We start from the raw sequence: 13,751 nt of genomic DNA, 5'->3' as shown, positions 1-13,751 counted from the left end.
ATGGATCATACTATTCGAAGTAAATTTCGCTGTAATATTCCGTACCTGTCGGACCTGGAACATAGCCTTTCAAATTGGCTTTTGCAGCCAGAAGCGGAGTTGTGTGGACCAGCGGAATCCAAGGCGCATCCGCTTTGATGATTTCCTGAGCCTGTTTGTACAGGTCGGAGCGTTTAGCCTGATCTGTTTCCTTCTGGGCATTGATCAGAATGGTGTGCAGTTCTTCATTTACATAGAAGCTGCGGTTGTTACCAGGAATAGCATCCTTGTCGAGAAGCGTATACAGGAAGTTATCCGGGTCGCCATTATCACCGGTCCAGCCGAGCATGTAGATATCATCTTTTTCACCAGCTTTGGTGTCATCGAGGTATGTCGCCCATTCCGGGGACTCAATGACGGTTTTAACACCGATCTTCTCCCAGTCGGCTTGAATGGCTTCCGCAACCTTTTTACCGTCAGGCATATAAGGGCGGGATACCGGCATAGCGTACAGGGTTACAGTATCCGGAAGACCATCAGGATAACCGGCTTCAGCCAGCAGTGCCTTTGCTTTGTCCAGATCGTATTCATAATCCTTCACAGCATCGTTATAGCCCCACAGTGATGGAGGCATAGGGTTCACAGCGGCAGTAGCCTGGCCTGAGAAGAAAGCATCGATAATCGCCTGTTTATTTACAGCATAGTTCAGCGCTTGTCTTACTTTTACATTATCAAAAGGTTTCTTGTTAAAGTTGAAGCCGAGGTAAGAGACATTGAACGGCGGACGCTCAATCTTCTGCAGCTCCGTGTTGCCCTCAAGGGTCGACAGGTCATCCGGACTAAGATCTTCCATCAGGTCGATTTCACCATTCTGCAGCGCATTGAAGCGTGCAGAGTTGTCCGGAATCGAACGGACAATCACCTTGTTCAGCTTAGGGAGCCCTTCTTTCCAGTAGTTCGGGTTTTTGTCGAGCGTAATGGAATCATTATGCTTCCATTCTGTGAAGACAAACGGCCCGGTACCCACAGGCTCATTCTTGAAGTTCTCTTTCTTCTCCTTGATAGCGGTAGGGCTGGCAATCCCAAACGAGGTCATTGCGATATTCTGCAGGAACGGAGCCTGCGGCTGGTTGAGTGTAAATTGTACGGTTGTGGCATCCACAGCCTTCACTTCTTTGATTACACGGCTGCCGTCCGGACCGAACATGGAATCGTAGTAATCAAAGGAATCGCCTTCGAACTTGAACTCACTTGCAGGATCACTCCAGCGGGTAAAGTTGAACACAACCGCTTCAGCATCAAAATCCGTTCCATCATGGAACTTTACACCCGGATGCAGCTTGAAGGTGTAAGTCAGACCGTCTGCTGAAACTTCCCAGCTGTCAGCAAGCGAGGGCTGTACTTCGGAAGTTCCCGGCTTGTATTCCAGCAGGGAGTCAAATACCTGATGGGCAATCTTAAGCGATTCGCCGTCAGTGACGATGGCCGGATCCAGCGAGGCAGAGTCGCCGCCGCGTCCCAGAATCAATGTGTCCTGTGTGGATGCTGCTGCATCCGGAGAGCTTTCCGGTGCGGTGGTTGCCGCTGCATTGGAACCCGCAGTTGCTTCTGTGCCGGCATTGTTGTTATTACCTCCGCAGCCACTTAGTGTCAAAACAGCCCCAAGAGTTACTGCCAGTGCAAGACTACTCCATTTCTTCATCTCTAGAAAAGCTCCCTTCTATCATTGAATGTATTAAAGCGTTTATATGGAGCTGCAGCAAAGTGCAGCCATATACCAAATCCACTTCCTTTACTCACGGCCATTACCGTTCACGATGAATACGAAGGTCATTCTTGGTTGAGTTTTCTTTTATAAAATGAACTCTAGCTTCACCCTTCCGGCATCATACGCAGGCTGCGGGGAATGTTTGGACTTCCGGCCGCTGTTAGGTTTGAATTTCCCGATTTAACCGCATTTCGCGCTAGAAATCCAAACCTAGCACATGCTTCCGAAGCGAGCCTTCCTGCGGAAAGCTTTCAAGCCGACGCATTCGCTCCTACAGTTCCAAACTTCCCCTCCGCTGCTTTTGCCTCCAGTCATACCTACCGTTCATCTTATATTGATGTGGTTGTTAGTCATTTAAGCCAGCCGGACATTCGCCTCTCCGTCATAGAGATGGCAGGCAGTCAAATGTCCTGCTCCGGTCTCAAGCAGCGGCGGCCTTACATTCCGGCATACATCCATCACCCGCGGACACCGGGTATTAAAGGCACAGCCGACCGGCGCATTGGCCGGGCTCGGCACCTCACCCTGCAGAATTACCCGTTCCTTGCGGATATCGGGATCCGGTTCGGGAACCGCCGAGAGCAGTGCCTGTGTATACGGATGCTGCGGTTCATCATACAGCTTGTGCTTATCCGTAACCTCCACGATCCGTCCCAGGTACATTACAGCAACCCGGTCGCAGATGTGCTTCACTACGCTAAGATCATGGGCAATAAATATGTAGGTCAATCCGAATTCCCGCTGTAAATCCTGCATCAGATTGATCACCTGTGACTGGATAGAAACATCCAGTGCAGACACTGGCTCGTCGGCGATAATCAGTTTAGGCTGCAGAGCCAGTGCCCTGGCAATGCCGATCCGCTGGCGTTGTCCGCCTGAGAATTGATGCGGATACCGCTGCAGATGCGCTTTGGCAAGACCAACAACGTCAGCCAGCCGCTCCACGGCAGCCCTCCGCTGCTTAGCATCGCCTACCCCGTGAACGATCATCGGCTCTTCCAGAATCCGCTGCACCGTATTTCGCGGATCCAGTGAGGAAAACGGATCCTGAAATACAATCTGCATTTCCCGGCGGCGCCTGCGCATTTCTTCCATCGACAGCTTCGTAATGTCCTGCCCTTCAAACCAGATTTCGCCTGCTGTCGGCTCTATCAGCCGCAGCAGCGAACGCCCGGTTGTCGATTTGCCGCAGCCGCTCTCCCCTACCAGACCAAAGGTTTCGCCTTTGTTTACCGAGAACGAGATATCATCTACAGCTTTGATGAAGCCCTGCGTTTTATTGAAAAATCCCTTGTTGATCGGATAATATTTTTTGAGGTTCTTAACCTCAAGCAGGCTTTCGCTCATACCACTGCCTCCTCCTGACTGACTTCATGCAGCCAGCATCTGCAGCTATGCTGCTCCTCCTGCAGGGTAAGCTGCGGAAGCGACTCACGGCAGACATCCATAACATTCGCACAACGGGGAGCGAACCGGCAGCCCTGCATCTCTGTGCTGAGAATCGGCACATTGCCGGGGATGGAATACAGCCGTTCCCGGGTCTCATTCATTCGCGGCACGGACTCTATCAGGCCACGGGTATACGGATGCAGCGGATTCTTGAATATATCACGAACACTGCCCTCCTCGACCACCTTGCCTGCATACATTACGGCAACCCGGTGGCACATTTCTGCAACGACGCCAAGATCGTGGGTAATCAGCATCACAGCTGTTCCCTGTTCTTCATTCAGGCGGCGGATCAGATCCAGAATCTGCGCTTGAATGGTTACATCCAGCGCCGTAGTCGGCTCATCGGCAATCAGCAGCTCCGGACTGCAGGATATGGACATCGCGATCATTACCCGCTGGCGCATGCCCCCTGACAATTGATGAGGATACTCATCAATAATAGCCTCTGGACGCGGAATGCCGACTTTGCGCAGCATCTCGACCGCGTGCTCCCGCGCTTCTTTTTTGGACAAGCCGCGGTGCAGCCGCACCGTTTCGATGATTTGCTGCCCGACTGTAAACAGCGGGTTGAGCGAGGTCATTGGCTCCTGAAAAATCATCGATACGGAATCACCACGGATTATACGCATCTCTTTTTCCTTAAGTGGGACGATATCCCGGCCTTTTAATAGGATACGGCCGCCCACAATCTTCCCTGGCGGGTTCGGAACCAGCTTCAGGATGGACAATGAGGTCACACTTTTACCGCAGCCGGATTCGCCAACGACGCCAAGGACCTCCCCGGGATTGATGTACAGGTCAACGCCGTCAACGGCAGGCACTTCACCGCGGTCGGTAAAAAAATGGGTATGCAAATCCTCAATTTTCAGAATTGGCTGGATCATGATGAACCCTCTTTCTACTAAAAATTGAACAAAGGTCAAATTGGAGGATAAAAAAACCTTAAAAAGTAAGATATTATGACCCGAACCTGACATAGAATGATATTAATTTCGGGTTAAATCAACATAGTTGTTATTTAATGTATAACATTACTATAGAAATGTACCGTAGACAAGGAAAATTTGTACACTTAACTAACCTGATGAATTTAGAGGGTTTAATGATGGTGAAACAGGAATAACTCCTGTAACATCCTATGTTATTTGTATAACATCAGCCATCTTTCCATATGATATTTCAACATGTCCCGGTAATAAAACGGCTCCAGAATTTCCGCTTCTTCCTCGAACCCCATGATCCAGCGGACAAAACCGATATCTTGTTCGATGGCTACTTTAAAGTGCAGGCAGCAGTTCTGGCGGTCAACTTTAGTGGGTTTCATCATCAGCTCTTCATATTTGATTCTCTCCATCATCCGTTCGGAAAACCTGATTCTGAACTCTATCTGCAGGCTGTCAGGATCAAGGCTCCATTTCTGCGACATAAAGGACTGTAAATCAAACCGCTCTTTTGAAAACCAGTTATTCAGCAGGGTGACATTGGAAAAACCGTTAATATGAAAGGCCCGGATTCTCCCAAACCTGTGGCATAAGCCGATCACATAGATCCGGTTCTCCAGCGGAACAAGGCAGTAAGGATCAATCTGTAACCCTCTTTCCTCATTTGCATTTTCGCAATAGTCCGCATGGAAGCTTTTTTGTTTCATCACAGCGGACAATATTTCCGTTAAAAAAGCCGATTGCTCGATCGCCATTGGACTCCGTTCCGTCCAAGGATTTCCGGCTTCTTTTGTGACGCTTTCCATTCTTTCTTCCCTTTCCACATTCTGCTTATATTGTGCAGCCATTATTTTCTCATAGGCATTTTCAAATTCAGTCGGCAGCAAAGGCTTGATGTCTTTCATCACATTGCGCAGCTCGGAAAATGCAGCCGCCTCACTATCCGTCAGATCTAAAGGGTACAATGCAAAATTACCGATAAACGCATATCCCTTCCCATGTCCCATATGGGTAATCGGGATATGCATTGCGCTTAGCGCGTCCATATCCCGATATATCGTTCTTTCACTGTTGCCGCAGCGTTCAGCCAGCTCACGTGCCAGGATTCCAGGTTTAGCTTGCACTAGTGTGATAATGCGCATCAGCCGGATTAATCGGTCTGTCATTGTTCAGTTCCCCTTGATATATGGTAAAATAGACCCATTATTTTAAATGAATTAGTTATATATATCTACAACTAATAATGTAATAACCGAATTAAGATAATATAATAGAACTATTTTACTACATTACCACACATATATATTACATGAGCTGTTAAATGATCGAGAAAGAGAGTTAAGGTTGTGCTATTATGTATGTTTCAGTTTATTACAACTGATATTCTGCTTCGTTCCACCCCTTCACAATGTGCAGCTGAGTTAAGCTTCAAGCTGTCTATACACCATCTCCGCCTCCTTCACCAGCTGCATATCACCAGAGCGCGCCGCCAGCAGCAGCAGTTTATCTGCCTGTCTCCGCAATTTCTCGGACAGTGACGGGTCTGAGTTACGCGTACGCAGCAATGCTGCTTCCTCCAGTACCTTCACCGTTCTCAGCAGCTCCATATGCTTCTCAACATGAAAGCTGCTGCCATTACCCAGCACATCGGTATGATGCGTATATTCCAGTCCCAGCTTTTGCAGCGGAAGTTCTCTTATCCGCTCCACAGGTGGTTGTCTGTATTGCCATTGCAGCCAGAGTGCTTCATGAATTCCGGCAGGCATGGCTTCGGTTTTAAATTCAAGACAGATGAATTTGCGGGACCCGGAATGGATCTTACCCAGCTTCAGCAGCAGCGATCTTCCTTCTCCTGCTTCAGTGATGCAGCCATAAGCTCCTGTAAATGTCATGTGGGCTTCAAGCCATATGCGCAGCTCGATTTCCCGGGCAAGCAGTTTGCGGCTTTTTTTGCGCAGCTCCTCACGCGGGGGAAGGCCTTTCCATTCCACAAGCAACACTAAACTCTGGGAAACTCCTGCAAAAACACGGCTGCGGCTCCATGTAAATATGGGCTGGATACTTGCTTGCATATTTCCACCTCTTTCTTTTTTTGGTTCTTCTATTAATGTACCAATAATGGCGGACAACTCCTTGTCATGGAATGTATGTTCGCATCTATAATATCGACAAAAAAAGAGGCAATCTACTTTAAAAGTGGATTGCCTCTTTGCTAAATCTGACTTTTTGTCTAAACGTGACGAAATGGATGACTCCTACCTGCCGCCCCTTTGTTTCTGCAAACGTTCCTGCCTGAAAAAATATCCCAGAGACCATTTTGCGCAAAGGAATGAAAAAAGAAAGAAGACCACCGCCCAGAATATAGCGGGCAGAGGCGTTAATCCGGCTAAATTAGCCGCATCACCTGCACGGGACGGGGTCAGTAGTGAAGCTGACAAGAGATACAGTGTGCCCATTACAGATTCCTCCAGGGTCAAGAAGGCCAGGAACAAATAGTAATATTTGCTTGCCTTGGGCCATAGGAACACCATTGCCAGATTGAGTGCGATCAAACCGCTGAGCCACAGTATACCAAAGGCGCCCCTGACATACAGCACCAGCATAATCAGCGCCACAGCAGCAGACAGCAGCAGCCCCCACCGCTGACGTCCCCTACTGTACAAAAAAAACAGCAGCAGGGCGAATAAGGAGGCAAACGGATATCCTGACAACGACACCAGCACCGGTCTTAGACCGGCTTCAACCGCAGAATACGTCACACCGCTGTGATCCGCATACAGCTCGATCCTCAGCACATCGCCTGAGAGAAGCAGGGTCATCAGTGCATGCCCGAATTCATGGAACATTGTATCCAGATTGCGGAATAGCGATGAAAATGGAATTAAGCGTGTCAATAGCGCCGACCCTGCCAGTATCAGCAGCGTTTTCAGCCATTTATTCATATCCTCAGCCCCTTCCCGTTCAAAGTATACGTTATATTCCTGCTGCAAGGTAGCCAAAATGAAACCTGCCAGTCCGCAGTACTGTATTACTCTATGGTTATTGCTGTCAGCGGCAGGGTAAAAATGCTTAAGACCCGGCGGCCGCAAGTTATGCGGTAATCTTCCACTAGACGCCAAATGATGTCAAACTACGTTGATTAATGCCTATAAATGCAGCTCTATGTTAAAATAAGAGCAGTATGAACCTATACAGGCGGTGAATAAGATGAACAGAAAAAAGCACTTATCAAACCTATGGATGAAGCTGCTTGGTTCGGCTCTGCTGCTGCTTGGAATTTCCGCTTGCGTCCCGGCTCCGGCAGCAGAAGCCAATTATTTCAGTGATTTATATAAAGGCTTGCAGAATTTCTCAGAACTGCCCGGTGAAGTGAATCAATTGCAGGAAAACTACCAGGAGACGGTTGAGGAGCTTCAGCAGACCAAAGATGAGCTTAGTGAGACAGTAGACGCACTGGGACAGACCCAGGAGCAAATGGAAGCGTACCGTTCCCAGAACGAGGCACTCCAGGAGCAGAACCGCCAGTTAAGCCTGGTGGTTGACGAGCTGAAAAATGACCGCACTGCGCGTGAAAACTACTATAACCGGATAAAGGTTACGGTGATTACCGGGTTCGCCCTTATTCTTGGTTATTTCCTGATTATCCGGCTGCTGCGCTTTACCATGCGCCACCGCTCAAGAAGAGGGGACCGGTTGCGCTAGCAGCCTGACCTCTCTCTAATATGAAGGAGTGTGTACGATGAACGTCGATGTCCAGGATGAAGGCGACAGCGGCAGCGGACAGGCCGTTGCTTTTACTATCGGGGAGAATGAAGAGGTTCATGTGCTGCATCCCCAGCAAATTATCGCCTATCAGGGCCCCTCATCCGGACGGGCAGACCGGCTGATGGACGTCAAAGGCATGTACCGCAAGCGCAAGCTGATCCGTTCGGATATGTCCGGCCCCTGCCGGTTTGTGGCAGCACTGCCTCCCGGTTACCGTGTCAAAACCTTGCAGCTGAACGGTAAAAGCGATCTGCTCTATGATTTCAGGCATCTCTTCTTCTACAGTAAAGGAATCACGATGCAGACGCGGGTGCTGAGCATGAAGAATATGCTGGTTACCCGCGACATTGTCAAAGTCAAATTTGCCGGCAACGGGAGCATCGGTATACTGACGGAGGGAACGGTGTGCGAAGCCGAGCTTCATCCCTCCGATCCGCTCTACGTCGATGCAGGCAGTCTAATAGCGTATCCGGAGAATGCCAAGCTTGAGCTGACCGTGTACGGCAATCATCTGGCCAGCCAGCATATGAGCTATCACTGGAAGATGACAGGCCATGGACCTGTACTGTTTCAAGCCGGACGCCAGAGCCGCCGCTTTGAGCGGGATAATAACGAGGACGGTATTATTAAACGGTTTCTGCGCGAGGCGCTGCCGTTTGGCGGTGTATTTATCAAATAGACGACTTGTGAGAGAATCGTTTGAACAAAGAGTGCCCGTGCGGTTATCGCACGGGCACTCTTTGCTCCTGCAATCCGTACACCGGGCTGCAGTCCTAGCCTTCAGTTATAGTATCCTTACGCCAGATAAGCGTTTAGCATCCAGGCATGCTTCTCAACGCTGCTTCTGATGCCGATCAGCAGATCAGCAGTCGGTTGATCACTAAGTTCCTCCGCAGCCGCGATGGCGCTCTTCAGCTCTTCGGAGACAAGCGCGAAGTCTTTAACGAGCTGGGCAACCATTTCTTTGGGGCTTTCGCTGCCGGCAGCTTCCTTCAGCTCTGACAGGGCCAAATATTGTGTCATCGTAGAGGCCGGCTTGCCGCCAATAGCGAGCAACCGCTCAGCCAGGTCGTCCACATAAGTGGCTGCTTCAGTGTAGAGTTCTTCGAATTTAGCATGCAGAGTGAAAAATTGTGATCCGCTCACATACCAGTGATAGTGATGCAATTTCACCCCAAGCAGGCTCCAATTCGCGGTTTGGCGGTTCAATGCTGCGTGCAGTTCTGTCTGGTTCTTTACATGAGTACCCATTCTAAATAACCTCCTATAGTGTAATTATATATTATTTATTGTATTTAGACTTGTTCTAAATCTATATACAATATAACATAAATATTGCTTTCCCGCAAGCATTTTACGATTTTGTTGCTGCAAATTCTAGCATACCTCCTTTTAGAAACCTGTTATTTGTGTCACATTCATCCAAACGCACCTATATTGCCACAAATTACCTGACTGTGGAATAAAACTTTACATTATTGGCATATTTGCTACACCGGAGGAATATATGTTTCCGCTGCTTTGCCTTTTCCGCTCCGGAAAACCGCCCGCATCTCTTCGCGTTTAGCCTTAGGACTCAGCACATAAACGGTATCTCCGGGCAGGATCACGGTACTGCCGTGCGGCGTAACGATTCCCTTATTGCGGATGATCGCCGTAAAGAGAATATCATCCGGCAAATTCAGCTGCGCAATCTGCATTCCGGCAATCGGCATACTGGACTCAATCCCGATATGATTAAATTCGGAATCGGTCTTTCCAAGTGCAACCAGTTCCATAAGCGACGGCTGTGCTGCTTCGTCACTACCCACCAGCTTTAACCTGGAAGCCAGCGGGGAGATGGTTGTTCCCTGAATCACAGCCGATGTCAGGACAACGAAGAAAACCACATTAAAAAACATCCGCCCCTCAGGAAGCCCGGCCAGAAGCGGGTAGGTAGCCAGTACGATCGGCACCGCGCCGCGCAGACCCGCCCAGGATAACAGTGTCTTCTCACGGACTGAAAACTTAGCAAATAACAGACTTATAAATACCCCGACAGGCCGGGCCACGAGCATCAGAATTACAGACAGCAGCAGTCCCTGCCAGGCGATCTCAGAGAGCTCCTGAGGGAAAACCAGCAGACCAAGCAGGATAAACATCGCAATCTGCATCATCCAGGCGAACCCGTGATTGAAATTCATAATGGTCCGGTGGTACATCAGTTCTGAATTGCCAAGCGTCAATCCCATCACAAAAACGGCGAGCAGTCCACTGCTGTGCACAAGCGTCGAAACGCCGTAGGTCAGTACAGCAAATCCTATCGCCAGCACCGGATACAGTCCGGTGGAATCCAGATTGATTCTATTGATTAAATATACAGCCAGCTTGCCAATCACAACCCCCATGAGGAGTCCGATCCCCATCTCCCAAACAAAGGACAGCAGCATGCTCCATATTGCCGTTTCCGGATGTTCAATCCATTCGATCAGCGAAACTGTCAGAAACACAGCCATCGGATCATTGCTTCCGGACTCTGCTTCCAGTGTGGAGGTCAGGCGCTTATCAATATTTTTGCCGCCGAGAACGGAAAAAACTGCGGCCGCATCCGTTGAACCGACGATTGCCCCGAACAGAAGGCTTTCTGCCCACGGCACTCCGAGCACAAACCTGGCGAACACTCCTACAATGGCAGTCGTAAGCAGCACGCCGATCGTAGCCAGGGACAATGCGGATGCCATAACCGGCCGGATATCCTTTATGCTGGTCTGCATTCCTCCTTCGAATAATATGACCACAAGCGCAAATATTCCGGCAATTTGAGTTAAAGATACATTATTAAAATATACAAAATGACTGAGCACCATCCCTACCAAGATAAAAAGCACCAGTGCCGGCATCCCGAAACGTGTCGAGAATTTGGTTGATAGCACTCCAATCAGCAGCAGAACCGCGAGTAATAAGATAACACTGTCCGCTAAATGAGTCATTTTCCGCATCTCCCCCCTGTTCTATTATTACAATGCTTACCGCTGTTCCAGCGTTATTTACGTTATTAACCCTAAAATGCTTTTTTTGAGACAACCGGTCCACACTGCATTTAGAATGCACCAACTCTGTAGCATCATACATCCTTCCGTGTATTGAACTTGCCTAAGACGGAGGATTTCCTCCCAATGCAAAAAAACCCGGCCATAAATATAGCTGGGTCTCCCTTATTAAGCAGCATTTCTCTGCCCATCAAGCTGTTATTCTCTTGAGTAAACCTGCATCTCCTGAATGGACCAGTAGTTGCCGCCGGAACCCGTCTGCAAAATCCTGATGTAGCGGGCTTTTACTTGGGAAAAGCTAATCTTGGTGCTGTTCAGCTGCCCTTTTCCCCTAACCATGAGCTTCCAATTCGCCGCATCATTAGATACATAAAGCTCATAACCACGCGGATAGTCATAGGAGGACAACGAATAGTCCAATTCTACAGCCTCCACCGAATGCTCTTTGCCTAGGTCAATCTGAAAGTATTCTCCCGAGGCCTGATGTTTGCCGGTATCCCAGCGTGTACGCCGGTCCCCGTCTATCGCACTTGACGGATTCGAGGCTTCGGTATTGACATTGGACGACACTTTCCATTCGGTCCGGTCAAGCGGAACCAGGCCAGTAGCCGTAATCTGCACTTTCTCAGACATAACGCCTGAACCTGCAACTCTTACCGCATACGTGTAAAGCGTACCTTCCTGCAGCTCGCTGTCAATGTATCCGGTTTCTTGAACTCCCGTTGCAATAACCTTCAGATCCCCGCCGGAGCCGTCGGCCCGGAGCACTTCATAACTTGCTCCGGGGGCCTCCAGCCAGCTCAGTTTCATGGATAATCCTTTGATTGCTGCCGCTTTGAAGCCTTGCGGCGCCGTATCCGCTACCTCTGAGGAGGGCTGCAGAATATACTGCACTGCCTCCCCCGGGGCGAGGGTCTCGTTAAATTCCAGTACAGGTGTTGCACTTCTGCCAGAAATATAACTGCGGGCTTCCTCATAAGTATCTCCGTTGCCAAACCGTTCTCCTTCGTAGACTGTTTTTTTCGGCATCGTTACCTTCACGGAGACCTTTTGCGTTGTCTCTTCAAAGTTCACAAAGTTAATCAGCAGTTTATTGGAGGTTGCACCGCTGCCTGCCAGCGGCGTAAGGGTAGAGGTATCAACAGCACGGACGTATACAAGTTTGTCTGCCAGCTGATCCTTATTACTGATCTGATAGGTTAACGGTGTACCGTGCGTTGCATAAGCGAGACTAAGTCTTCTCATGATACTGACACGGGAATCCTCGTTGGATTTTGTATAGTAAATCTCTGTCTTGGCCGGATCATGCTCCTCCAAATTGAATCCGTATTTAAACAAACTGAAGTTTTTGAAAAAGGCGGCATGCTGCACAAACATATCCGCATAACCGATATGGGCGCGCATAATCCGGTCAAACACTGCTGCTGTAGCCTCGGAAGCCCCATACTGGTAAGCATCCACGTGGCTATCCGAAGTACCGAATTCAGTCGTCAGCATTTTTTTGCCCAGGCCGTCTGCAGCTCCGCCGAAGGTCTTGAGATTCTCAGTAAAGCTGCCTCCGTTGCTGAAAATATAGGATTCCCCATAGGAATGCCCGTTGGTCAAATCGGTTACCTCTTCAAGCTCATTGCGCTGCTCCGGATCACGTTCCCAGCCGTCAGGGTCACCGCACTGTTTGACCGTCCCCTTTTGATTGCCGCAGGAATCCGCGCTATAGCTCGGCCAGTAAGCCCAGCCAGGTGCCACTGTCTGCAAATGAGGGGCAATTGCCTTGCCCTTCTTGTTCAGCCAATCGGCGATCGCCAGATTGACAGCTTTTGAACGATTGAACAGGCCTGGCTCATTATCTACTTCATAATACTGAAAGTACGAGCCGTATTGCTTAAAGTAATCCGTCAGCTTCTTCTCTGCCTCTTCCGGCAGCGAGCCGTCAGCTTTGAGCTTAATATCTCCCGTGTACAGATACAGGGCAACTGACTGCATATTGTAATCCCTAAGTACTTTGTAATAATCCTCCATGTTGGAGCAGGAGCGGCCGACATCGCTGGCACAGCTGGTGCGCATAATGTTGCCGCTGTAAGCCACGCCAAGCCACTTCATGATGTAAGGCAAATGAGTAACCGCACCTTCATCAAAATAAAACTGCTTGTTGTTGACCATTGTGCCGGTCAGTGTATAGCTGCCGTGAATCGGCTCTTTAATAGGAGCATTCAGCGATTCAAGACTCAAGGAATCCCAGGTCCACCAGTCGTACTTATCTTCCATACTTGAGGAATAAATACCGCGTGTAGTCCGCAGCTTCAGCTCGTTACTGCCCTGCACCAGCTGTTCCTTCGGGATATAGAGTTCATACGTTTTGCGGAAGGTATATTTGCTGTCCGTCCCGGCGACACCGGCAATCTGTATGATGCCTGACAGCTGATGATTGGAGAAAACACTCATTTGCGGAACGGATTTGTATGCATCGAGAATACTTACGCGAAATAAGACCCCGTTCGCCGGGATCTTATTCAAGTTATACGTAATAATCAATTCAGGGTTGGTGTCTCCCCGCAGGCCCGAAGGAACGCCTTTCAGCTCAACAGCCTTGGCTGCGGTAGAGACAGCATTATAAATCTTTTTAGCGTCTGAGGAACCGGAAGCTGCAAATTCTCCGGCAGATCCATCACGCTGACCCAGCTGCCACAGTACATTTCCGTCCGGTAAAGCCGGACCTGAATCAGCCGCTGAGGACAACTTAGTCATGTCTACCTCCACTTCGCCCCGCTTCGTTCCATCATCTCCGAAGACAGAAACGGACATAAGAAACAAGATGGT

General features: G+C 49.3%; 11 protein-coding genes. 2 read left to right on the top strand and 9 right to left on the bottom strand.

Annotation, left to right across the window (positions count from 1 at the left end; all coding sequences use genetic code 11):
• Positions 1 to 10 precede the first annotated feature (10 nt).
• The 6 genes from QU597_RS04790 to QU597_RS04765 all read right to left on the bottom strand — a co-directional run bounded on the left by QU597_RS04790 (position 11) and on the right by QU597_RS04765 (position 7,082).
• Positions 11 to 1,681, bottom strand: coding sequence for an ABC transporter substrate-binding protein (locus QU597_RS04790; protein ID WP_310831605.1), 1,671 nt, complete (start codon positions 1,679 to 1,681; stop codon positions 11 to 13).
• Between the two features lie 420 nt (positions 1,682 to 2,101).
• Positions 2,102 to 3,094, bottom strand: a complete 993-nt coding sequence (locus QU597_RS04785) for an ABC transporter ATP-binding protein (protein ID WP_310831604.1) — start codon at positions 3,092 to 3,094, stop codon at positions 2,102 to 2,104.
• Entirely contained in the window at positions 3,091 to 4,083 is a 993-nt protein-coding gene (locus QU597_RS04780; protein ID WP_310831603.1) for an ABC transporter ATP-binding protein, read from the bottom strand. The genes QU597_RS04785 and QU597_RS04780 overlap by 4 nt, the downstream gene beginning before the upstream one ends.
• 257 nt (positions 4,084 to 4,340) lie before the next feature.
• On the bottom strand, positions 4,341 to 5,306 hold the full coding sequence (locus tag QU597_RS04775; RefSeq protein ID WP_310831602.1) for a helix-turn-helix transcriptional regulator: 966 nt from the start codon (positions 5,304 to 5,306) through the stop codon (positions 4,341 to 4,343).
• 255 nt (positions 5,307 to 5,561) lie between these two features.
• A complete protein-coding gene (locus tag QU597_RS04770) occupies positions 5,562 to 6,212 on the bottom strand; it encodes a hypothetical protein (RefSeq protein ID WP_310831601.1) in 651 nt (216 codons plus the stop codon).
• Positions 6,213 to 6,395: 183 nt separating this feature from the next.
• Positions 6,396 to 7,082, bottom strand: coding sequence for a M50 family metallopeptidase (locus QU597_RS04765; protein WP_310831600.1), 687 nt, complete (start codon positions 7,080 to 7,082; stop codon positions 6,396 to 6,398).
• Positions 7,083 to 7,347: 265 nt separating this feature from the next.
• On the opposite strand from QU597_RS04765, the gene QU597_RS04760 reads away from it, so the two are divergent.
• On the top strand, positions 7,348 to 7,842 hold the full coding sequence (locus QU597_RS04760; RefSeq protein ID WP_310831599.1) for a hypothetical protein: 495 nt from the start codon (positions 7,348 to 7,350) through the stop codon (positions 7,840 to 7,842).
• Between the two features lie 37 nt (positions 7,843 to 7,879).
• On the top strand, positions 7,880 to 8,584 hold the full coding sequence (locus QU597_RS04755; RefSeq protein ID WP_310831598.1) for an AIM24 family protein: 705 nt from the start codon (positions 7,880 to 7,882) through the stop codon (positions 8,582 to 8,584).
• Between the two features lie 116 nt (positions 8,585 to 8,700).
• On the opposite strand, the gene QU597_RS04750 is transcribed toward QU597_RS04755, so the two are convergent.
• From QU597_RS04750 to QU597_RS04740, 3 genes are all read right to left on the bottom strand, one after another.
• Positions 8,701 to 9,156 carry a Dps family protein gene (locus tag QU597_RS04750; RefSeq protein WP_310831597.1) on the bottom strand — a complete coding sequence of 152 codons (456 nt, stop codon included), beginning with the start codon at positions 9,154 to 9,156 and terminating at the stop codon, positions 8,701 to 8,703.
• A 239-nt stretch (positions 9,157 to 9,395) separates the two neighbouring features.
• Positions 9,396 to 10,874 (bottom strand): potassium/proton antiporter, encoded by a 1,479-nt coding sequence (locus QU597_RS04745; RefSeq protein ID WP_310831596.1) that lies wholly within the window; start codon positions 10,872 to 10,874, stop codon positions 9,396 to 9,398.
• Positions 10,875 to 11,132: 258 nt separating this feature from the next.
• Entirely contained in the window at positions 11,133 to 13,679 is a 2,547-nt protein-coding gene (locus QU597_RS04740) for a discoidin domain-containing protein (RefSeq protein ID WP_310831595.1), read from the bottom strand.
• Between the last annotated feature and the right edge of the window lie 72 nt (positions 13,680 to 13,751).

Source organism: Paenibacillus pedocola (assembly GCF_031599675.1).
GTDB classification, from domain to species: Bacteria; Bacillota; Bacilli; order Paenibacillales; family Paenibacillaceae; genus Paenibacillus_AQ; species Paenibacillus_AQ pedocola.
Note: the sequence above shows the minus strand (reverse complement) of the source record. Positions and strands in the feature narration are given on the sequence as shown.